The sequence below is a fragment of the Ruminococcus sp. OM04-4AA genome, from assembly GCF_003462585.1.
Taxonomy (GTDB): Bacteria; Bacillota; Clostridia; order Lachnospirales; family Lachnospiraceae; genus Mediterraneibacter; species Mediterraneibacter faecis.
Genome location: NZ_QTZH01000004.1, coordinates 50,450 through 73,483 on the forward strand (window position 1 = coordinate 50,450; position 23,034 = coordinate 73,483).

Sequence of the window (23,034 nt, forward strand, 5' to 3'; positions counted from 1 at the left end):
TAGCAGCAAATGAAAGAGAAATTTAACGAAAAAGTAATCCCTGTGATCCTTAAGTTTATTAATACAAAGGGAATACAGTCAATAAAAAATGGTATGGTGACTTCCATGTCTCCTCTGATCATCGGATCAATCTTCCTGATCCTGTCAAACTTTCCGATAAAGGCAGTTGTCGATGTATTAGAGTCTACAGGAATCAAAGCAGTATTAGATCAGGCATGTGGCGCAACATTCTCCATCAGTGCGATGATCGCAGTTATCGGTATCAGCTATAGCTATGCGAAACTGGAAAATCAGGAACCACTCAACTGTGCAATTATTTCATTGGCATCATTCTTGATTCTGATGCCTTCGTCCAAAACAACAGAAAGTGGAGAAGTTGTTGGTGGAATCATTGATAAGACATGGACAGCAGGACAGGGAATGATTGGAGCAATCATTGTCGGATTGATCGTACCGCTTGTTTACTGCTGGTTTTTGAAGAAAAATATACGTATTAAAATGCCGGCCGGAGTTCCGGAAGGTGTAACAAATGCATTCTCAGCATTAATCCCGGCATTCGTAATCCTGACAGGGACTGCAGTAATTCACGGTATCTGTTCTATTGGATTCAACACAACAGGTATGGAAATTATTTACAAAGTTGTTCAGACACCACTTCAGAAAATGACAGACTCCCTTGGTGGAGCAGTTCTGATGTGCTTTACAGGACCATTCCTGTGGTTCTTCGGAGTTCATGGTTCAACAGTAGTTGGTGGAATCATGACAGGACTTTTACAGGCAAACAGTCTTGCAAACCAGGCTATTATTGACAGTGGTGTAGAACTTACAATAGCAAACGGAGGCCATATTGTAACACAGCAGTTTTATGATCAGTTTATCAATATAACAGGTGCAGGTATCACAATCGGACTTGTAATGTATATGTTCTTCTTTGCAAAATCAAAACAGTTGAAAGCACTTGGTAAAGTTGGAATTATTCCGGCATTATTTGGAATCAATGAGCCAGTTCTGTTTGGTACTCCGATCGTTATGAACCCAATGCTTGCAATTCCGTTTATTGGAATGCCTGTGATCGCATGTTTAATCCAGTATTTTGCACTGTATACAGGAATCTGCCCATTATATGGAGCAACACAGATCCCATGGACTTGTCCACCGATTATCTCAGGATTCCTTTTAGCAGGATGGAAAAGTGCTTTGCTTCAGTTAGTAATCCTTTGTGTTTCATTCTTTGTTTATCTGCCATTCATTAAGAAGGTTGACAAGATGAATCTGGTTCAGGAGAAGAATCAGCCAGTAGAAGATGAGGATGAAGACTGGTAAAATCAGAATTTAAAAATAATAAAAGCAGGACAGGAGACAAAAATGGACGAAAAATTTGAATTGGCATGTTTTCAGATTATTACATATGTAGGTACAGCAAGAACACATTTTATCAATGCAATCCATTGTGCGAAAGAGGGAAAATATGATGAGGCAGCAGAGCTGATCAAACAAGGAGATGAAGCCTTTTCACTTGGGCATAACGCTCATGCAGACCTTCTGACAATGGATGCAAACGGAGAGATTTCTAATGGATACATGCTTCTGATGCATGCAGAAGATCAGCTTATGAGTGCAGAGAGTTTCCGTATTCTCGCAGATGAATTCATTGCACTGTATAAGAGAATTGATGAGAAATAATCATCAAGATGTAATTGGATATAGAAACAGAAAAGTTGGGGGCAAAAGCCCCCAACACTATTATACAAAGCAATTAAGACAACAGGAAGGAAATAACAATGGGATTTCGAAAAGATTTTCTCTGGGGCGGCGCAGTTGCTGCTCATCAGCTGGAGGGTGCCTATGATCGAGATGGAAAAGGCTTGAGCATTATGGACGTTGTAACCAGCGGAGATGTAAATACAAGAAGAAGAATAACAGGTGAAATACTAAAAGGCGAGAATTATCCGAATCATGAAGCAATCGATTTTTATGATTACTATAAAGAAGATATCCGCTTATTTGCGGAAATGGGATTCAAGTGTTTCCGTACAAGTATTGCATGGACACGTATCTTCCCAAATGGTGATGAAGAGCAGCCGAATGAAGCCGGATTAAAATTCTATGATGACATGTTTGATGAATGTCTGAAATATGGAATCGAACCAGTGATCACACTGAGTCACTTTGAGATGCCTCTGCATCTTGTACAAGAGTACGGTGGATGGAGAAACAGAAAACTGATTGATTTCTTCGTGAAATTTGCAGTAACATGCTTTGAGCGATACAAAGACAAAGTAAAATATTGGATGACATTTAATGAGATTAACAACCAGGCAGATATCGGTGACGGATTCATGCTTTACGCTAATTCCGGGATTGTAGTTAAACCAGAAGAAAATGTAGAAGAATTGATGTATCAGGCATCTCACTACGAACTGGTTGCCAGTGCCGAAGCGATAAAAGCAGGACATAAGATCAATCCCAAATTTCAGATTGGCTGCATGATCGCAATGTGCCCGATTTATCCGGCTACCTGCCGTCCGGAAGATATACTGCAGGCTGAAAAAGCCATGCAGAAAAGATATTATTATACAGATGTGCATGTAAAAGGAGAATACCCTGTAAATATTTTGAAATACTGGGAAAGAAAAGACCTTAAGATTGACGTAACAGAAGAAGATCTTGCAGTGTTAAAACAGGGCTGTGTCGATTACATCGGTTTCAGTTATTATATGTCTTTCTGTACAAAAGCAAAACCAGACAATCCGGAATATGATTACCGTGGAGAAAAGGATCGTATAAAGAATCAGTATGTAAAGGCAAGTGAATGGGGATGGCAGATTGATCCGATTGGACTGCGCTATTCATTGAACTGGTTTACAGATCGCTACAAAGTACCATTGTTTATTGTAGAAAATGGATTTGGAGCATATGATACTTTAGAAGAGGATGGAAGCATCCACGATCCATACCGTGTAGAATATCTGCAACACCACATTTCAGAAATGAAAAAGGCGGTAGAGGAAGATGGTGTAGATCTGATGGGTTATACACCATGGGGATGCATCGACCTTGTCAGTGCAGGAAGCGGTGAGATGGATAAGAGATATGGATTCATCTATGTGGATAAACATAATGATGGAACAGGAGATTTGTCCAGAAGAAAGAAAGATTCTTTCGAGTGGTATAAAGAAGTTATTTCAACAAACGGCGAAAATATCAATTAGTTGACAAGATGATTGTTAAAGAAGAGTGTCTATATCAAGGAACGATAAAAGGTTCTGATATAGACACTTTTTTGGTTACTGATTTTATAGTATTGGGCAAATGGGATTTGTTGAGTATTTTAGTGAACAATGTTACAATACTAGTAGTATCAGATTGTGTAGATAAAGTTGCAGAGTAGAAAGCGAGGGGAAATATTATGCATCCGGTAATAAGCATTGGAAAACAAAATTTCGCATCATTGCGGGAGAACAACTGCTTTTATATAGATAAATCTGACCTGATCAGAGAATGGTGGGAATCACAGGATGAGATCACACTGATTACAAGACCTCGTCGTTTTGGCAAGACATTAAATATGAGTATGCTGAATAATTTCTTCTCGAACCTATATACGGATAAGAAGAAATTATTCGAAGATCTTTCTGTCTGGAAAGAAGAAAAATATCAGAAATTACAAGGAACATATCCAGTGATATTCATTAGCTTTGCTACAATTAAAGGTGCTGATTATCAGGATGCAAGAGATGGAATCATCATGGCGATCAATGAAGCATATTCCGAGCATCGTTATCTCCTGGAATGGAACGGCCTTACAGAAGGTGAGCGAAGATGCTTTGAAGAACTGGATAATTACGCCAAGAATCCAGGAATGAAAGAACCGGTAGCAAATGATACAATCTGCAATGCAGTTAAGAATCTGTCCAATTGTCTGTATCGTTATTATGAGAAGAAAGTTCTGATTCTTCTGGACGAATACGATACACCGATGCAAGAAGCATATCTCTATGAATATTGGGAAGAATTCATTGCTTTTATAAGAAACTTTTTCAATGCAACATTTAAAACCAATCCATATCTTGAAAGAGCAATGATGACTGGCATCACGAGAGTGTCGAAGGAATCGGTATTTTCTGATTTGAACAACTTAAATGTTGTTACAACAACATCAGAAGAATATGAATCAAGCTTTGGATTTACTGAAGAAGAAGTATTCCATGCATTGGAAACAATGGGAATGTCACAAGAAAAACAGCTTGTAAAATCCTGGTATGACGGATTTATATTTGGAAAACAGAAAGACATTTATAATCCGTGGTCTATCACAAACTATCTGGATAAAAAACAATTGCGTCCGTATTGGGCAGATACAAGTTCGAATGGTTTGATCAATCGACTGATCAGACAATCCTCATCGGAAATCAAAGAACGGATGGAAGAGCTTCTGCAAGGAAAAGAAATCGTAGTAAATTTTGACGAACAGATTGTGTTTGAACAGCTGGATCAGGATGAGAATGCCATCTGGAGTCTGATGCTGGCAAGCGGATATCTGAAGGCAACAGACGTAGAATATCGAGGAGTTCTAAGAGAACCATGGTATCATCTGATGATTACTAATTTGGAAACAACCGCAATGTTCTCAAATTTATTTAAGGGATGGTTTCATCAGAGCAGATCGAATTATAATCAATTTATGAAGGCACTGCTCGCCGGTGATCTGGATGCGATGAACTATTATATGAATCAGGTTTCAATGGCAACATTTAGTTACTTTGACACATCAGGAAATGAAGAAGGACCAAGTGAGCCGGAACGATTTTATCATGGCTTTGTATTGGGATTGATTGCGGATCAGGCAGATCAATATGAAATCTGTTCGAATCGAGAGAGCGGATTTGGAAGATATGATGTAATGATGATTCCAAGGGAACAGGGAGATAAACAATATCCTGCAATCATTATGGAGTTTAAAGTTCGTAACTCAAGGAAAGAAAAAACGTTGGAAGAGACAGTGGAGCATGCGCTGAATCAGATTGAAGAAATGAACTATGATGCACAGCTTTTTGCACGTGGATTCAAAAAAGAAGAAATCAGACATTATGGATTTGCATTTGAAGGAAAGAAGATTCTAATCGGGATGCGAGAATAATGTTACAAAACATAGTGAAAAAGTGCAGAAAAATGTTACAGAAACCGATAAAAAACGCGGAAAAATGTAACGAAACACATCGAATAACCTCGGAAAAATGTAGATATGAGGTGGATCTGGCGGGATTATGAAAAGTTATCCACATTTTATAAACAAAAAAATTGAGTTATAAATAATAGCGAAGAAGGGTCAATATTCGAGTTTGTTAAGAAATCCAGAAATATTGACTCTTCTTTTTTGAACCTATGAAGAGGTAAAATAAAGGGTATAAGTTTTTCACCTACCCCCGATACTCCCCCGGCTGGCAGTGATACTTCTCCTGAAATTTCTTATAGAAGAAGGTGACATTTTCATATCCGGCTCGCTGGGCAATTTCGGTTACCGGAAGTGCTGTCTGTCTCAGCAGGTTGGCGGCAGTCTGCAGTTTCTGCGCCTGGATCAATTGAATATAAGTCATACCGGTATATTTCTTGAGAAGACGCGTGACATAGTTTGGACTGATATGGAAAAAGTCAGCGACAGATTCCTGTGTACATGTTCTGAAATTCCGTTCCATATAACGCAGCATAGGAATCACAACGCTGTTGTGTGAGTAGGAGTCCCCCCTTGTCAAATCGTCTTCATAGACATTGATCAATTCCGCCATGATCGTGTAAAAAAGATGCATGATGATATCTGTAGAATTAATGGATGGATCAAAGCACTCACAGAACAGTTCATTAAAGAACATCGGAATTCTACGGTCGTTTTCTGAGTGGAAAAGCAGGTAGTGGTCATGGTCAGTCTTTTCGTTGATCGCATTAATAAAAAAGCGGGAGAGTATACTGTCATTAGAAAACTGATTAAACATATGCTCACGCAGAAAGTCCGTCTTGGGGATAATGCTGATCATGATATCATTCTCTCCAAGCGGAGCAATTGAGTGCGGGCAGTTTGTGTCAATCAGGAGAACCTGGTTCTTTTGCAGAGTGATCGGGTGTCCGTCAATAACCTGCGGGCAGCTTCCGGAATAGACATAGTTAATCTCAATGTGGGTATGGATATGTTCTGGAACTGTACTGAAGCGGGAATTCTTCTTAATTGATATTTCCGAGAGTTCCGCATTAAGTCCGGGAGAGTGATCGGCTGGCTTGTTGTCAAGTGGGGAATAAGCAACATCTAAGTCCAATATAGTGTATTCTACGCCATTACATTGTTTTCTCGGCATATCTTTCCAGCCATCATAGACATATCCATTGTGATATTTCTCCTCACTTGGGGATAACGTGGTAAGATAATGATGTAGTGCTTTCAGATTCATAAGACAGGTACCTCCTTTGCATGAAGTGTAGCAGATTGTGTGGAAATGGTCAATAAAAAGTGAGGAATCTGATATTTTTTTCTAATATGTGGTTGGCTATAATATAGACAATAAAGAAATGCATTTCGAGAAACTATTAGATATTAAGTGTGAGTGATGAATGGGAGGAACGTACATCATGGCAAAAGAAGATTATGGACAGCTGGCAAAGGAAGTAGTAGCTGCTGTTGGAGGGAAAGAAAATATTGTTAGTGTATCAAATTGTATGACACGTTTACGTTTTGTTTTGAAGGATGATACAATTCCAAATAAGGATGAGGTGAGCAAGATGAAGGGTGTCAAAGGCGTTATGAATCAGGGTGGTCAGTACCAGGTGATCATTGGTACTCATGTAAGTGAAGTAGTTAAGTTTGTAAAGACAGAAGCCGGAATCACAGGGAACAGTAAGGCGGTAAATAAAGAAGATTACCAGGTGATGAAAAAAGACAGTCTTTGGAACCGTTTCTTTAAGGTGATCTCCGGATGTATCATGCCAATGATAGGTCCAATGATCGCAGGAGGAATCTTGAAAGGAATCCTTGTCATTCTTACAACAATGGGTATCCTCACAAACACAGATGGAACATACCTTGTACTTTATGCAGCATCTGATGCAATTATGTACTTTATGCCGATTATCGTAGGATTTTCATGCGGAAAGATTTTTGATTGTAATCCGTATACGACGGCTGCAATCGGAGCGGCGCTTGTATATCCGAATCTGGTGGCAGCGATTGCAGCAGAAGGTGGAATCACATTCCTCCATATTCCGGTATCTACAACAACTTATGCGAACACATTATTCCCAATCATTCTGGCATCTTTCTTCGCAAGCAAGGTGGAAAAGCTGGCAAAGAAGGTGCTTCCAGAGATGATTCAGTTAATGATGGTTCCTACAGTTGTACTTGCATTGACAGTTCCGCTTTCTTATTTAGTGATCGGACCGGTTATGCAGTATGTTTCTAATGGACTTTCAACTGTAGTTTGTGGAATCTTTAATTTCAGTCCAATCCTTGGAGGCTTGCTTTTTGGAGCATTCTGGCAGTTAGTTGTTCTCCTTGGTTTGCATGCAGCATTTATCCCGGTATTGATGAATAACCTGTTTACACTTGGAAGCGATCCAATCAACGCGATTCTCGGATTGACAGTATGGGCACTTGCCGGAGTAGCACTTGGATATTCACTTAGAACAAAAGATCCGGATAAACGTAGCGCCGGATTCGGTAGTCTTGCATCCGCACTCTGTGGAGTAACAGAGCCGGCAATCTATTCTATCGCTGTGCCAAATATGAAATTATTTGCCTGCGCATGGGTAGGTGGAGGAATCTCCGGTGCAATTCTCGGAGGGCTCGGAGCTAAATTATATGCACTTGCAGGAGACGGACTCTTCCGTATTCCTGGAATGATCAATCCGGCAGGCTGGACATCAGTTTCTATGGATTTATCGCGTGTGCAGCACTCGCATTTATAGTGTCAGCGGTACTGGCATACATTGTACAGGGAAAAGAAGAGAAGAAAAACTAAAAGCTAGTAATGATACAAGGGAGACAGAAAATGAAGAACGGATTATATCCATTTTTTTGGCAGCATGGAGAAGAACATGCGATATTGAGTGAATATATGGACAAGATAGCAGAGAGTGGGATGAAAGGGGTGTGCATTGAGGCACGCCCACATCCGGACTTCGTTGGAGATCAGTGGTGGAGTGATCTGGATCTGATTCTTGCGAAAGCAAAAGAAAATGAGATGAAGGTCTGGATTCTCGATGATTCTCATTTTCCAACAGGATATGCGAATGGAAAAGTAAAAGAATGCTATCCACAGTATCTGAAGAAATATCTGGATATGCGTCGCTATGATGTGCAAGGACCGATGCGACAGATGCGCATTGATTTAAAGCTTTTAAAAGGAAGACCGTGGGACAAGCCGGATCCGGAACAGAGAATCCTGAAAGTCTACATGGCAAAACGAAGCAGCCGTTATACAGAGCAGGGAGATCCAGTTGATGCAGAGACACTGACGGATATTACGGATTGCATGGACATGGAAAAACGCCTTCTGACATTGGATGTTAAAGACGGTGCGTGGAGTATTTTTATTCTGTATCTAACTAGAAAAGGTGGTGAAGAGGCGACAAAAGATTACCTTAATCCACTTGTAAAAGAAGCAACGCAAATTCTCATTGATGAGGTTTATGAACCTCACTATGCACATTATAAAGATGATTTCGGAACGTTGATTGAAGGTTTCTTCTCAGATGAACCGAGATTTGGAAATAAAAAAGGAACGGAAGCACAAATCGGATCTGATATGGTTCTTCCATGGAGAGAAGGCCTTGAAAAAGAGCTGGAATTTGATGCAAAATATCTGCCGCTTTTATGGGTAAATGCAAACGGTGCTGAAGCAGAAATCCGTTACCGCTACATGGATCTGATCACAAAGCTGTATCGTGATAATTTTACAAATGTTCTTTCGGACTGGTGCCATGCACATGGTGTGATGTATCTTGGACATACAATTGAAGACAACGGTGCACATGCAAGACTCGGTTACGGAACAGGACATTATTTCCGTGGACAGGAGACGATGGACTACGCAGGAATCGATGTGATCGGAGGTCAGATCGTTCCGGGGATGAATTATCATCATGACGCATTCAATACCGGTGGAAGCAATGGAGAATTTTACCATTATGCACTTGCAAAACTGGCTTCATCCGCAGCACATTTAGATCCACTCAAGAACGGGAATTCTATGTGTGAAGCCTTTGGAGCTTACGGATGGAATGAAGGACTGAAGATGATGAAATGGATCGCAGATCACCTGATCGTCCGTGGAATCAATCACATTGTTCCACATGCTTTTGATCCAAAGAAATTCCCGGACTTCGACTGCCCACCGCATTTCTATGCGCATGGAATGAATCCGCAGTTTCGGTATTTCTCAACATTCAGTAATTATGTGAATCGTCTGATGGAATTGTTCCGGGATGGCACACACCCGGCGAAGGTCGGAGTGCTCTATCCGGCTGAGCAGGAATGGGGCGGAGAGTATATGCCAATCGAGAAACCGGCAAGAGCACTGACGGAACATCAGATCAGCTTTGATATCATTTCACTGGATTACCTTGCAGGCGCAGAGCTGCAGGAGAAACAGTACATTATCAATGGACAGAATTTTGAGGTGCTGATTGTTCCTTATAGCACTTTCCTGCCACAGCAGGGAAAAGAGCGTCTTAGTCAATTAGAGCAGTCGGGAGTTCGTGTGATCTATCTTGAAAAAGAGATTTATAACTTTGATGTACAGAAAGAATTAGGACAATATCAGGCAGTAAAATTTACTAATGCGTATCCGGAGCTTACAGTCGGAGAATATATGAAAAATGATGTGTATTGTCTTATGTTATTTAATGAAAATATTGGAAATACAATCGACACAGAACTGACAATTTCAGACGGAAATGCAGTCTACCGTTACGATGCATTTGCCAATACTTTGACAGAAGTATCACAGACAGCAAAGCTTGTTCTGCAGCCATATGAATCAGTGGTATTTCTTCAGGGAGAAGAAAATCAGGTGAAGGCGATCGCAGAAAAATTGGAGGCCGTTTTCACTGAAGAATTTGATAGAGAAAGTGGCAAGAAATTATTTGGTACAGATGATGAAATGGAAGACAGAACCAATCTGCTCCCGGAAAAATGGAAAGTAACATTTGCAGACAGCTGCTCCTATCCAGAATTCATAGAAACAGTTCCAACAGAAAAGCTAGATCTGATCAGCAGTATTACAGGATTTGAAAATAAATCCGGAACCGTGCGCTATGAAGGAACAACCCAGCTAGAAAAGAAAAATATAGAAAGAAGTATTTGGCTTGATCTGGGCAATGCCTATGAGACAGCGGAAGTGTTTGTAAATGAAAAATCCGCAGGTGTTCGTATCTGTAAGCCATATCGCTTTGAGTTGACAGGACTTCTTAAAGAGGGTGAGAACCGGCTGGCAATTGAGGTAACAAATACACTAGGTACACAGATGAGAGATGCAATCAGCCATTATCTGCCAATTGAACCGTTTGGCGTTGAAGGAATGGTGCATCTTTACATGGGAAAATAAATCAGAAAAATCAGAAAAATTCAGCAGGAGGCAGTAAGATGAGTTTACCGGAAAATTTTTTGTGGGGCGGCGCAACAGCAGCGAACCAGTGTGAGGGTGCATATAATGTGGATGGAAGAGGGCTGGCCAATGTCGATATATGTCCGGCAGGAAAAGACCGATTCAAGGTAATGCTTGGACATGGAGAGACACTAGAACCGGATACAGAACATATCTATCCGGCAATGGAAGGAATCGACTTCTATCATCATTACAAAGAAGATATCGCGCTTCTAGGTGAAATGGGTTTCAAGACATTTCGTCTGTCGATTGCCTGGTCAAGAATCTTTCCAAACGGTGATGATGCAGAACCAAATGAAGCAGGACTTCAATTCTATGAAAATGTATTTAAAGAATGCCACAAATACGGAATTGAGCCACTTGTTACAATTACACATTTTGATTGCCCGATTCATCTGACCAAAGAGTATGGAGGCTGGAAGAACCGAAAACTGATTGAGTTCTATAAGAAACTTGTAACAGTACTCTTTACAAGATACAAAGGACTTGTAAAATACTGGCTGACATTTAATGAGATCAACATGATTCTGCACCTTCCATTTATGGGGGCGGGACTTGTCTTTAAAGAAAGAGAAAATGAGACACAGGCGAAATATCTTGCAGCACATCATGAACTGGTAGCGTCTGCAGAAGCAACAAGAATCGCTCATGAGATCGATCCAGAGAATAAGGTCGGATGTATGCTGGCAGCAGGTCAGACATATCCATACTCCTGTGCGCCAGAAGATGTATGGAAAGCGATGGGAAAAGATCGTGAAAATTACTTCTTCATTGATGTACAGGCAAGAGGTGAATATCCGGCTTATGCAAAGAAATTCTTCGAAAGAGAAGGAATCCAGCTCGATATTACAGAAGAAGATGAAAAACTCCTGAAAGAAAATACAGTTGATTTTGTTTCATTTTCTTACTACTCTTCCAGATGCGCAAGTGCGGATGCAAGCGTTGACACAACAGATGGAAATGTATTTGCTACAGTAAAGAATCCACATCTGAAAGCAAGTGAATGGGGATGGCAGATCGATCCGCTGGGACTTCGTATTACAATGAATGCACTGTATGACAGATATCAGAAGCCGCTTTTTATCGTAGAAAATGGACTTGGTGCGGTGGATCAGCCGGATGAGAACGGTTATGTGGAAGACGACTATCGTATAGAATATTTAAAAGCACATATTTTGGCTATGATGGACGCTGTAGAGATTGACGGTGTGGAAATTATGGGTTATACTTCATGGGGGTGCATTGATTTAGTTAGTGCTTCAACCGGTGAAATGAAAAAGCGTTATGGCTTTATCTATGTCGATAAAGATGACAATGGAAATGGAACGCTTAGACGTACAAAGAAGAAATCATTTGACTGGTATAAGACCGTAATTGAGACCAATGGACAATGTTTAAAAGAAAGAGGCGAGAAGTAGGTATGTTTTCATTTTTTAAGAAAAAACAGGCTCCTGCAGAGGAGAAAAAGGCATTTGCCGTAAAGGCTTATCTGTCAGGAAAAGTAGTACCAATCGAGGAAGTAAAGGACGAAGTGTTCTCATCTAAAGCATTAGGTGACGGACTTGCAATCGAGCCGGTTGAGAATGTGATCGTGGCACCATGTGACGCAACAGTATCTGTACTGATGGAAGGATCCAGACATGCAGTTGGACTTACACTTGCGAACGGAGTAGAGCTTCTGATCCACGAAGGAATCGACACAGTGAACATGGAAGGTGACGGATTCGAGTACTTCGTGAAAGAAGGAGACAAGGTAAGCGCAGGAGACAAGCTGCTCTCATTTGATCCGGAGAAGATCAAAGCACACGGATATGAGAAAACATGTATTCTCGTAGTTACGAACGGAGACGATTATCCGGATATGAAGCTGCACACAGGAATGGATGCAGTACAGGGCGAGACAGTGATCGCTGAATTCTAATCAATTTTGAAAGAGATGAAAAATTAAGAGACAGATACTTTTCCAATGCGAGAAAAGGCTCTGTCTCTTTTTGGTGTAAAATACGGAAAAATGGTGAAAATTCACAAGAAATCACAAATATACCGCAACAATATTGATGAAAAAACGGGAGATAGAGCTTCAGGCTAGACTAGACGAAGCTGAGGCACAGCTTAAGGACAGAGAAATTACGATTGAGAAGTCAGGGTCAATTGCTGATGCAGCAATGCAGTTAAGCGGCGTATTTCAGGCAGCACAGGAAGCTGCTGACACCTATCTTAAATCGATAAAAGCAACGGCGCGGCATGTATAGGAATTCTTGAGATACCGGCGATTGACCTGAAGCTTCCGGTACTGAGTGAGTGGAGCTATCCGTTTCTGAAGAGGGCACCTTGTCGCTATTCGGGCAGTGCTTATCTGGATAATCTCGTGATCACGGTACATAATTACAGAACATATTTCGGGAAGCTGAAGGAACTGGAAGTTGGAACTGAGGTGATCTTCACAGATGCAGCCGGGAACCGGTTCGAATACAAAGTGGCGGCGGTAGAGGCACTGACTCCACAAAGCGTGAAGGACATGACAAGCGGAGAGTGGGCGTTAAGCTTGTTTACATGTACGCTGGATGGAAAGAACAGAGTGACAGTGCGGTGTGAGGCTGCTGGTTGCACATCATGTGAGCAGTAACTTGCACATCGTGTGAGGTAAAGAGTTGAAAGATTTGTTTGACATAAGAAAAAAGAAATGCTAATATAATAAATAGAAAGGTGCTACCGATGACGGTTCGCCTGATGTTTTTAATTGGTTAAATAACCGCTCAAGTTTTCTCAGGTCGTTGGGCGGTTATTTTTGCGTCTTGGAATCATGCTTTCCACGCACGTAACCAAGGCTATAAAAAGTCGCACATAGTGAAATAACTGCAATAAGGTCAGTAATGGTCAGCATAGGCCAATTCTCCTCTCCAAGATTTCTCAAATGAGAGATGATCTATGTAATCGGAGCTATAAACTCTCCGCGCAAAGCGAACCGCCATTCACGTCAATGTGAAGTAGCACCCCAGGCATAAAGCCTGAACATATGATAGCAAATATGTCGAGAAAAATCAACATAAAAAGTAACACACATAAAGTGAAAAGCTAATTTTATTGCTCTGACATGTACGCTGGATGGAAAGAACAGGGTGACGGTGCGGTGTGAGGTTTCCGGTCACACATCGTGTGAGCGGTAACGAGGAGTAAAAGATTTGTTTGACATAAGAAAAAAGAAATGCTAGTATAATAAATAGAAAGGTGCTACCGATGACGGTTCGCCTGATGTTTTTAATTGGTTAAATAACCGCTCAAGTTTTCTCAGGACGTTGGGCGGTTATTTTTGCGTCTTGGAATCATGCTTTCCACGCACGTAACCAAGACTATAAAAAGTCGCACACAGTGAAATCACTGCAATAAGGTCAGTAATGGTCAGCATAGGCCAATTCTCCTCTCCAAGATTTCTCAAATGAGAGATGATCTATGTAATCGGAGCTATAAACTCTCCGCGCAAAGCGAACCGCCATTCACGTCAATGTGAAGTAGCACCCCAGGCATAAAGCCTGAACATATGATAGCAAATATGTTAAGAAAAATCAACATAAAAAGTAACACATATAAAGTATAGTGGAGAAGATGGTTCTCATTTTTTGAAAAATTTGGAAAAAGTTCGACAGTGTCGAACGAATTTTTTACGAAACAGAGCGTATGATGGGAAACCAAGCGTACAGCACATGGTGTTCGGAACGAAACTGATTGAGCGAGAGACGACATAGAAGAAAAATCGGATTGACGAAATAGCATTAAAAAGATACAATATGGTTAGAATACTACTATAGTTAACTTGAGGAGGTGCTAGTATGAATATTCGTCCATCAGCAGCAATCCGTCAAAATTATAATGAGATTGCAGATATGTGTCGTAAAACTGCAGAACCCGTATTTCTTACAAAAAATGGCGAAGGCGATCTGGTTGTCATGGATATAGAAACCTTCAATCGCAGAGAAAAAATGTTGAAGTTAAGGGAGGAACTGCTTGCAGTCGAAGAGGATCGGATGGCAGGGAGAAGTGGATGCACAGTAGATGAACTGGATGCATATCTTGAGGATGTGATTGCAGAGGTATAGTGAATGGCAGATAAAAAGTACAAAGTAATTGTTTCTGACAGGGCAAAGAGAATGTTGGGAGCGCATATTCGGTTTATGGCTCAGGTTAATAAAGATGCCGCCAGCACAAAGAAGAAGGAAATAATAACAGCAATCCGCGCCTTGAATCATATGCCGCAGCGTTTTCCGTTTTTTGAAGAAGCGTATATTCCACCGAATAAATATCATAAGATGTTTATTGAAAAATGGTATCTGATTCTTTATCAGATACAGGATGATACGGTATATGTGGAGTATATTGTTGAGTGCAGAAAAGATTATAACTGGTTGATTCATTAAATAAAAGAGTCAGGTATCGGGGAAAGTAAAACATCTCGGATACCTGATTTTTTTACATTTTTTAATCATTTACATCTCCGATCGATATTGTATAATAAAAAATGTAGAAAAATATTAAAACATAGTTGACAGATGGGTTTTATAAGTATATAATACAAACCATCAAAAACACACCAACTAAGTAGGTTAATAAAGAAAGTGAGGATATAGACTATGGCGGCAATTTATAAAGGCACACTTGGACTGATTGGAAACACACCACTTGTTGAACCTGTGAATCTGGAAAAAGAGCTTGGACTTGAAGCAACGATTCTTGTAAAGCTTGAGTATCTTAATCCGGCAGGAAGTGTGAAAGATCGTGTTGCGAAGGCAATGATCGAAGATGCAGAAGAGAAAGGAATCCTGAAAGAAGGTTCTGTTATCATCGAACCTACTTCCGGAAACACAGGAATCGGACTTGCATCAATCGCAGCAGCGAAGGGGTACAGAGCAATTCTTACCATGCCAGAGACCATGAGTGTTGAGCGAAGAAATATCCTCAAAGCATATGGAGCAGAGATCGTACTTACAGAAGGTACAAAGGGAATGAAGGGAGCAATTGCAAAAGCTGAAGAGCTTGCAAAAGAAATCCCGAACAGCTTTATCCCGGGACAGTTCGTTAATCCGGCGAACTCAAAAGCACACAGAGAGACAACAGGCCCGGAGATCTGGAAAGACACAGATGGAAATGTTGATATCTTTATCGCCGGTGTTGGTACAGGTGGAACACTGACAGGTGTTGGTGAATATCTGAAGTCCCAGAAACCGGATGTGAAGGTTGTAGCACTTGAGCCTGCAGCATCCCCGGTACTTTCAGAAGGAAAGGGCGGACCGCACAAGATTCAGGGAATCGGAGCAGGATTCGTACCGGATGTCCTTAATACAAAGATCTATGATGAGATATACAAAGCAGACAATGACGAAGGATTCGCAGCCGCGAAGCTTCTTGCAAAGACAGAAGGAATCCTGGTAGGTATTTCTTCAGGAGCAGCACTTTCCGGAGCAATTGCATATGCAAAGAAACCGGAGAACAAGGGCAAGACAATCGTAGCACTTCTTCCGGACAGCGGAGACAGATACTACTCTACACCACTCTTTACAGAGTAAACACGACTATCAAGACAACAGCAAGGCATTAACTAAGTAAGATTTTAACTTTCGAACAGCTTTAGCTGTGGAATAAGAATACAAAACAGGAATTAGAAAAAGGAGAATAAACCCATGGCAAAATTAGAGAGAAAAGACAGAAATTTTAAATTTGAAACATTACAGCTTCACGTAGGTCAGGAGCAGCCGGATCCGGTGACAGATGCAAGAGCAGTACCAATCTACCAGACTTCTTCTTATGTGTTCCGCAACAGCCAGCATGCAGCAGACCGTTTCGGACTGAAAGACGCAGGAAATATTTACGGACGTCTGACAAACCCGACAGAGGATGTGTTTGAGAAGAGAATCGCAGCACTTGAAGGAGGTACAGCAGCACTTGCAGTGGCATCCGGAGCAGCAGCAATCACATATACAATTGAGAATTTGGCTCAGCAGGGAGATCACATCGTATCTGCAAAGAATATTTATGGAGGATCTTTCAATCTTCTTGAGCATACACTTCCGAATTATGGAATTACAACAACATTTGTTGACATTTTCAATCTGGAAGAAGTTGAGAATGCAATCCAGGAGAATACAAAAGCTGTTTACATCGAGACACTTGGTAATCCGAACTCAGATGTAGTTGATATTGAAGCAATCGCAAATATCGCACATAAGCATAAAATCCCGCTTGTTGTAGATAATACATTTGCAACACCTTATCTTGTAAGACCAATCGAGTATGGTGCTGACATTGTTGTTCACTCTGCTACAAAGTTCATCGGTGGACATGGAACAACAATCGGTGGAGTTATCATCGAGGGCGGTAAGTTCGACTGGGAGGCTTCAGGAAAATTCCCGTCACTGACAGATCCGAACCCAAGCTACCACGGCATCAGCTTTACAAAGGCTTGCGGACCGGCTGCATTTGTTACAAAGATCAGAGCAATCCTTTTGAGAGATACAGGAGCAACAATTTCTCCGATCAGTTCCTTTATCTTCCTGCAGGGACTTGAGACACTTTCCCTTCGTGTAGAGCGTCATGTGGAAAATGCACTGAAGGTTGTTGAGTATCTGAACAATCATCCACAGGTTGAGAGAGTACATCACCCATCTGTAGATCCAGATCCGAAACAGCAGGAACTTTATAAGAAATATTTCCCGAACGGCGGTGGTTCTATCTTCACATTTGAGATCAAAGGTGATTCTAAGAAAGCTCAGGATTTCATTGATAACCTGGAACTGTTCTCATTGCTTGCAAATGTAGCGGATGTGAAATCACTTGTTATCCACCCGGCTACAACAACACACAGCCAGTGCACAGAGGAAGAGCTTCTTGATCAGGGAATCAAGCCAAACACAATCCGTCTGTCTATCGGTACAGAGAATATTGATGATATCATCCAGGATCTGGATGAGGCATTCAAAGCAATTCAGTAAATAAGAATCAGAGAAATCTGTAAGAAGTAGGAGCAGTAAAAGCTGCTCCTATAGTGCTTAGAAGAAAGGAGTAGAAGCGTTTGAAATTATCAAAGAAAAGCAGATATGGACTGCGTGCTCTTATTGATTTGGCGGTGAATTCACGGACAGAGCTGGTTTCATTAGGAAGTATCGCACAGAGAAATGACATTTCCGCTCAGTACCTTGAGCATGTATTTTCAGCCCTTCGCAAGGGTCATATTGTAAAAAGTATGAAAGGTTCCCAGGGAGGATATTTTCTGGAGAGAGATCCGAAAGAAATCACGGTTGCGCAGATTGTAGAGGCATTGGAAGGAACTTATGATCTGGAAGATGAAGTTGATCGAAACAACGTGGGACGTGGAGATCAGGAAGCAATTCAGCATCTGATCATTGACCGGATCAATGATTGTGTTCAGGAGATTCTGGAAGATATGACGCTTAAGGATCTTGTGGATGCATACGAAGGATATCAGGATTCCGTTGAGGGAATGTACTATATTTAGTGGAGAGGAACGTAAGGAGCAGAGACAGACAGCATGGCAGAAAATTATCAATTTGAAACACGATGTATTCACGGGGACGGAGGATTTGTAGAGGAACATCCATACGGAGCAGTCTCTGTTCCCATTTTTCAGACAGCAACTTTTGCACACCCGGGAATCGGGAAAAGTACAGGATATGATTATTCTCGTGAGAGCAATCCGACACGGTATGAATTAGAAAGCGTAATGTCTTCTTTAGAAGGAGCAGATGACAGTATTGCGTGCTCGACAGGAATGGCGGCAATTGGAATCTGCCTGGAGCTTTTCGGAGAAGGCAGTCATATTTTATGTACAGAAGATCTGTACGGCGGAACTGTGCGAATGTTTAAAAGCATTGGCGAAAAGCGAGGATTAAAGTTTTCTTATGTAGATACTTCAGATATTGATATTGTAAGAAAGAATATTAGAAAAGAGACAAAGGCACTTTATATTGAGACACCAAGCAATCCAACGATGAGGATTACAGATTTTGCAGAGATGAGAAAACTCGCAGACGAATTCGGGTTACTGATTCTTGCGGATAATACATTCCTTTCTCCTTATTTCCAGAAACCGCTACAGTTGGGTGCTGATATTGTAGTACATAGTGGAACAAAATTTCTTGGAGGACACAATGATGTTCTCGCAGGATTTGTCTGTGTCAAAGGGAAAGAGCTGTCGGAAAAATTGCGTTATACATATAAGACAGTTGGCTGTAGTCTGTCTCCGTTTGACAGTTTCCTTGTGCTTCGCGGAATCAAAACTTTATCAGTGCGTCTGGAGCGCCAGCAGGAGAATGCGAAGAAGATTGCACTTTGGCTGAAAAACAGACCGGAAGTGACAGAAGTTTATTATCCAGGGCTGGAAGATCATCCGGGATATGAGGTAAACAAGAAACAGGCAACGGGAGCAGGAAGTATGCTTTCTTTCCGTGTAGATACGGTGGAACGTACAAGGAAGATTCTTGAAAGCGTGAAACTGATCTCTTATGCGGAGAGTCTTGGCGGTGTAGAATCGCTGATCACATATCCGATGCTTCAGACACACGGTGATGTGCCGGTGGAGATAAGAGAACGTCTTGGAATCACAGAAGATTTCCTTAGAATGTCTGTTGGAATTGAAAATGCTGAAGATCTGATCAAAGATCTGGAACAGGCATTTCAATAAAAGGAGTAAAAATGAGTGAGAAGAATTTGAATTTTGACCAGCCTGTAGAGAGAAGAGGAACCCACAGTCTGAAGTATGATTTTGCAGAAGAAAGAGGGAGAAAGAAAGATATTTTTCCGTTGTGGGTCGCTGATATGGATTTTAAGACGTCATCTTTCGTTCAGGAAGCATTGATCCGTCAGGCAGAGCATGGAATTTATGGATATACAGAGTCAGATCAGGAGTATTATGATGCGGTCAGCTCCTGGATGGAACGCCGTCACGGATGGAAGATCGACAAGGAGTGGATCACAAAGACTCCGGGAATTGTCTTTGCACTGGCAATGGCGGTGAAGGCTTATACAGAACCCGGGGATTATATTCTGATCCAGGATCCGGTCTATTATCCATTCCGGGAAGTGATTGAAAGCAATGACCGTAAAGTGGCCGCCAATATCCTTATCCGTAAGGAAGATGGATCTTATGCGATTGATTTCGAAGATTTTGAACGCCAGATCGTGGAAAAGGGTGTAAAATTATTCTTATTCTGCAGCCCACACAACCCGGTCAGCCGGGTATGGACAAGGGAAGAAGTGGAGCGTCTGGGAGACATTTGCCTAAAGCATCAGGTGATCATTGTAAGTGATGAGATTCATGCAGACTTCGTATTTGAAGGGAAGCATCAGGTACTTGTAGATCTTAAGGACGAGTATAAAGACATTACAGTGACATGTACTTCCCCGGGGAAGACATTCAATCTTGCTGGACTTCAGATTTCCAATATTATCATTCCAAATGCAAGCCTTCGCAAGGAATTTCAGCATCAGGTAACTGCAGCCGGGTATAGTCAGGTCGGCGCACCCGGAATCTTTGCACTGATCGCTGCGTATACTCAGGGCGAAGAATGGTATCAGGCGATGAAACAGTATGTGAAGTCGAATATTGATTTCCTTCATACATGGATGGCAGAACATTTACCACAGATCAAGGTGACAAAGACAGAAGGAACCTATCTCGTCTGGATGGATTTCCGGGCATTAGGGCTTTCAGACAAGGAACTAAAAGAACTGATAGAAGATAAGGCAGAGGTTTGGCTGGATGGAGGAGCGATCTTCGGAGAGCCTGGAAGTGGTTTTGAGCGGATCAACGTGGCTTGCCAGAGAGCGACGCTTGTGGAAGCGTTGGATCGGATTGAAAAAGCAGTGAAAAATAAATAAAAAGAAAACAGAAAAAGATGGATAAGCAACGCCCTCAATGCTTAGCCATCTTTTTCTATGTAGATCTGAACTTTCATTGTTTGAAACAGCTGTTATTTCGTTCCCCTCTGAAATAATGCTACTTCTCAATCTTGCATGGAATGATCGTTTTGTGAAAGTCAGCAAGTGTAATGCTTCCAAGATAATCTTCAATCAGATTATTCAGCTTTTCCCAGATCGGACGTGTCGGACACTGACCAGCACGTGCGCATTCCGGTGCATGATCCTCCAAACATGCTACTGCCGCAAGGCTTCCTTCTGTCGCATGAAGAATGGAAGCGAGAGTGTATTCTTCCGGAGATTTTGTCAGGCGGTAGCCGCCGCCCTTTCCGCGAAGTCCAAGGATAAATCCTTGTGTGACAAGAGATTTTAAAATATTTTCCAAATACTTTTCAGAAATCTCCTGACGTGCTGCGATCTCTTTCAGCGGTGTGTAAGATTCCGGATCCTGCTGAGACAGATCAATCATGACTCGGAGAGCATAACGCCCTCTTGTAGAGATAATCATAACCTATTTCCTCCCAAGTTACCTATAATTTTACATTGTGAATAGTGTATCATATGTTAAGAAAATAAACAAGCTGTCGAGGTAAAGTGAAACAGTGCAAAAGCATTAAAGTTTGTTGAAAACAGACGAAAACGAGTGTGTCTAAAAATGAAATAACCGTGAAATTGTATTAACTTTACTGGAATTTACAGCGCGTTTGTGATACTCTAAAGACTGTAAGTCCTGATCGGGATGCTGCCTTCCTGATCAGACAGAAAAGACTGGGTTATTGGTCGCACATCATGTGAACAGTAACAAGACTGGAGAGAGAATATGAAAAAATTAATAGTAGCATTACTTCTGGCAAGCACATTGTGTATGACAGGATGTGGCGATACGAAGAAAGCGGAACCGGCTGCATCTAAGACAGAAGAGGTGGACAAAGCAAGCAGTGCGATGAAAGAACAGATGGGAGACAACGCGGTTCTTCCAAGTGATTCTGTTAAGAGAGTTATGGCAAAACAGTGGAAGGTGATTGGAACAGATACTGTGTATGATCTGAAAGAAGATGGAACAGGAACGAAGGATGACGCCGGACTGACATTTGAGTGTGGATTTGATGAGGATAACAACATTACGATCAAGATCACAATGGACGGCGAAGATGAAGGTAAACTGTATGCGGTTACAACAGATGATACAGGCTATGGCATAGTACTGAAGTCTCTAGATGGCGGAAAGGATATGAAGTTCCTCCAGGCGGATACAGACCTTCTGGATCTGACGGATGACCGTGCGAAGGGGCTGATCGGAAAGTGGACAGACAACAGCGGAAATGAATATAAATTAAAGAAGGACGGAAAGCTTGTGATCAAGAGTTCCTCCGGTGAGACAAAGGGAACATATTGTGTAGCAGAGAATACAGACGGTACATTGAGGCTGAATCTGGTTATCTCCGGTGGAACACTGGAATATGTCTATACACTGTCAGATGATGGATCTACAGTGGAATTATGTAGTCCGGGAACAGATACGGTACATAAGTGGACGAAAGCCTAAAGTGTGGTGAATAAAAGAGATGCAGTTTGCGCATGAATTGATCGTTCCGGAAGTTGGATTTTCTTTTAAACTATTCTTATTTGAAGGCAGAGAAGGACATTACCATAGAGAAAAACATTGGCACAGATCGATTGAGATTTTTGCAGTGTGCGACGGAGAACTGGAATTTAAGATCGATGAGAAGACCTGGCATCTGACAGCGGGAGAATTTATGATTGTGAATTCGAATGAGGTTCATGAAGTAGATTCTCCGTTGCCAAACGAGACGATCGTTCTTCAGATTCCGTTGAAAGTTTTTGAAAAATATTATACAGGAGAGCAATTTATCTGGTTTACGCATGAACCGGGACGTAAGGACGCGCGTTTTATGGAATTGTTGGAAGAACTGTATAAGACGTATTGTGAAAAGCAGTGTGGATATGACATGAAGATGAACAGTATTTTTTATCATCTTTTATATCTCCTTGTGAAAGAATACCGTCTGACGGAAGTTGAGGATGCTTTTGTAAGGAAGAATAAGAATCTGAACAAGCTTTCAGCAATCACATCTTATATGAAAGAGAATTATGCACAGGAGCTCAGTCTGGAAGAAGTGGCAAGAATTTTTGGCTACTCACCAACGTACTTGTCGAGGATGTTTCAGAAGTATGCGGGAATTACATATAAGAGCTATTTACAGAATATCCGTCTGGAATATGCAATGAAAGACCTGAAGGGCGGAAAATATAATATCACTGAGACAGCACTTCGCAGCGGATTCTCCGGAAGCAAGGCGATGGCAAGGGCATTTCGGAAAAAATACGGAATTCTTCCAAGCGAATATAAAGAAAATGGGTAGCATTTTAGAGGTTGGCTCTGAACAGTTACGAAAATGGAATATAAATAAAAAGAAAAAATGACTAACAGTACAAAATA

The 23,034-nt window shown here is 41.3% G+C and carries 22 protein-coding genes; 20 read left to right on the top strand and 2 right to left on the bottom strand.

Translation table 11 applies throughout. The annotated features are described in order from the left end of the window. The first annotated feature begins 9 nt into the window (after positions 1-9). From DXB52_RS02555 to DXB52_RS02570, 5 genes are all read left to right on the top strand, one after another. Complete coding sequence (locus DXB52_RS02555) at positions 10-1,323, top strand: PTS sugar transporter subunit IIC (RefSeq protein WP_118084876.1); 1,314 nt, start codon at positions 10-12, stop codon at positions 1,321-1,323. Positions 1,324-1,365: 42 nt separating this feature from the next. Next, positions 1,366-1,683: a PTS sugar transporter subunit IIA gene (locus DXB52_RS02560; RefSeq protein WP_020436744.1), complete on the top strand. Its 318-nt coding sequence runs from the start codon at positions 1,366-1,368 to the stop codon at positions 1,681-1,683. A gap of 98 nt (positions 1,684-1,781) precedes the next feature. After that, positions 1,782-3,212 carry a 6-phospho-beta-glucosidase gene (locus tag DXB52_RS02565; RefSeq protein ID WP_118106434.1) on the top strand — a complete coding sequence of 477 codons (1,431 nt, stop codon included), beginning with the start codon at positions 1,782-1,784 and terminating at the stop codon, positions 3,210-3,212. Positions 3,213-3,220: 8 nt separating this feature from the next. After that, positions 3,221-3,391 carry a hypothetical protein gene (locus tag DXB52_RS16320; protein ID WP_181984671.1) on the top strand — a complete coding sequence of 57 codons (171 nt, stop codon included), beginning with the start codon at positions 3,221-3,223 and terminating at the stop codon, positions 3,389-3,391. Between the two features lie 18 nt (positions 3,392-3,409). Beyond that, positions 3,410-5,140 carry an AAA family ATPase gene (locus tag DXB52_RS02570; RefSeq protein ID WP_118106436.1) on the top strand — a complete coding sequence of 577 codons (1,731 nt, stop codon included), beginning with the start codon at positions 3,410-3,412 and terminating at the stop codon, positions 5,138-5,140. Positions 5,141-5,420: 280 nt separating this feature from the next. On the opposite strand, the gene DXB52_RS02575 is transcribed toward DXB52_RS02570, so the two are convergent. Then, positions 5,421-6,440 carry an AraC family transcriptional regulator gene (locus tag DXB52_RS02575; protein WP_118106438.1) on the bottom strand — a complete coding sequence of 340 codons (1,020 nt, stop codon included), beginning with the start codon at positions 6,438-6,440 and terminating at the stop codon, positions 5,421-5,423. A gap of 178 nt (positions 6,441-6,618) precedes the next feature. Here DXB52_RS02575 and DXB52_RS02580 point away from each other — a divergent pair, with 178 nt between their 5' ends. The 13 genes from DXB52_RS02580 (at position 6,619) to DXB52_RS02640 (ending at position 20,534) form a co-directional block, all read left to right on the top strand. Then, complete coding sequence (locus tag DXB52_RS02580; RefSeq protein ID WP_207661747.1) at positions 6,619-7,950, top strand: PTS transporter subunit EIIC; 1,332 nt, start codon at positions 6,619-6,621, stop codon at positions 7,948-7,950. An 83-nt stretch (positions 7,951-8,033) separates the two neighbouring features. Beyond that, positions 8,034-10,589, top strand: a complete 2,556-nt coding sequence (locus tag DXB52_RS02585) for a glycosylhydrolase-like jelly roll fold domain-containing protein (RefSeq protein ID WP_117860641.1) — start codon at positions 8,034-8,036, stop codon at positions 10,587-10,589. A 38-nt stretch (positions 10,590-10,627) separates the two neighbouring features. Then, positions 10,628-12,067 (top strand): 6-phospho-beta-glucosidase, encoded by a 1,440-nt coding sequence (locus tag DXB52_RS02590; RefSeq protein WP_118106440.1) that lies wholly within the window; start codon positions 10,628-10,630, stop codon positions 12,065-12,067. 2 nt (positions 12,068-12,069) lie between these two features. Then, positions 12,070-12,570 carry a PTS sugar transporter subunit IIA gene (locus tag DXB52_RS02595; protein WP_117836186.1) on the top strand — a complete coding sequence of 167 codons (501 nt, stop codon included), beginning with the start codon at positions 12,070-12,072 and terminating at the stop codon, positions 12,568-12,570. 136 nt (positions 12,571-12,706) lie between these two features. Next, positions 12,707-12,901: a hypothetical protein gene (locus DXB52_RS02600; protein WP_207658466.1), complete on the top strand. Its 195-nt coding sequence runs from the start codon at positions 12,707-12,709 to the stop codon at positions 12,899-12,901. A gap of 11 nt (positions 12,902-12,912) precedes the next feature. Continuing rightward, the gene (locus tag DXB52_RS02605) at positions 12,913-13,275 is read left to right on the top strand and encodes a sortase (RefSeq protein WP_270370767.1); all 363 of its coding nucleotides are present in this window, start codon (positions 12,913-12,915) and stop codon (positions 13,273-13,275) included. Positions 13,276-14,476: 1,201 nt separating this feature from the next. Next, positions 14,477-14,743, top strand: a complete 267-nt coding sequence (locus DXB52_RS02610; RefSeq protein WP_015530086.1) for a type II toxin-antitoxin system prevent-host-death family antitoxin — start codon at positions 14,477-14,479, stop codon at positions 14,741-14,743. A gap of 3 nt (positions 14,744-14,746) precedes the next feature. Then, entirely contained in the window at positions 14,747-15,061 is a 315-nt protein-coding gene (locus DXB52_RS02615; protein WP_055146569.1) for a type II toxin-antitoxin system RelE/ParE family toxin, read from the top strand. Positions 15,062-15,274: 213 nt separating this feature from the next. Then, complete coding sequence (gene cysK, locus DXB52_RS02620; RefSeq protein ID WP_015530088.1) at positions 15,275-16,207, top strand: cysteine synthase A; 933 nt, start codon at positions 15,275-15,277, stop codon at positions 16,205-16,207. 114 nt (positions 16,208-16,321) lie between these two features. After that, a complete protein-coding gene (locus tag DXB52_RS02625; RefSeq protein ID WP_055165845.1) occupies positions 16,322-17,629 on the top strand; it encodes an O-acetylhomoserine aminocarboxypropyltransferase/cysteine synthase family protein in 1,308 nt (435 codons plus the stop codon). An 80-nt stretch (positions 17,630-17,709) separates the two neighbouring features. After that, complete coding sequence (locus DXB52_RS02630) at positions 17,710-18,153, top strand: RrF2 family transcriptional regulator (protein WP_117860644.1); 444 nt, start codon at positions 17,710-17,712, stop codon at positions 18,151-18,153. Between the two features lie 33 nt (positions 18,154-18,186). After that, positions 18,187-19,338, top strand: coding sequence for a trans-sulfuration enzyme family protein (locus tag DXB52_RS02635; protein ID WP_270370757.1), 1,152 nt, complete (start codon positions 18,187-18,189; stop codon positions 19,336-19,338). Positions 19,339-19,349: 11 nt separating this feature from the next. Continuing rightward, the gene (locus DXB52_RS02640) at positions 19,350-20,534 is read left to right on the top strand and encodes a MalY/PatB family protein (RefSeq protein ID WP_117836674.1); all 1,185 of its coding nucleotides are present in this window, start codon (positions 19,350-19,352) and stop codon (positions 20,532-20,534) included. Positions 20,535-20,652: 118 nt separating this feature from the next. Here the strand turns inward: DXB52_RS02640 and DXB52_RS02645 are convergent, their stop codons facing one another. Then, positions 20,653-21,081: an RrF2 family transcriptional regulator gene (locus tag DXB52_RS02645; protein ID WP_117579447.1), complete on the bottom strand. Its 429-nt coding sequence runs from the start codon at positions 21,079-21,081 to the stop codon at positions 20,653-20,655. A gap of 312 nt (positions 21,082-21,393) precedes the next feature. Between DXB52_RS02645 and DXB52_RS02650 the strand changes: the two genes are divergently transcribed. Together DXB52_RS02650 and DXB52_RS02655 are read left to right on the top strand one after the other, a co-directional pair. Then, positions 21,394-22,119, top strand: a complete 726-nt coding sequence (locus tag DXB52_RS02650) for a hypothetical protein (RefSeq protein WP_117860645.1) — start codon at positions 21,394-21,396, stop codon at positions 22,117-22,119. A gap of 19 nt (positions 22,120-22,138) precedes the next feature. Further along, positions 22,139-22,957 (top strand): AraC family transcriptional regulator, encoded by an 819-nt coding sequence (locus DXB52_RS02655; protein WP_117860646.1) that lies wholly within the window; start codon positions 22,139-22,141, stop codon positions 22,955-22,957. Positions 22,958-23,034: the final 77 nt, after the last annotated feature.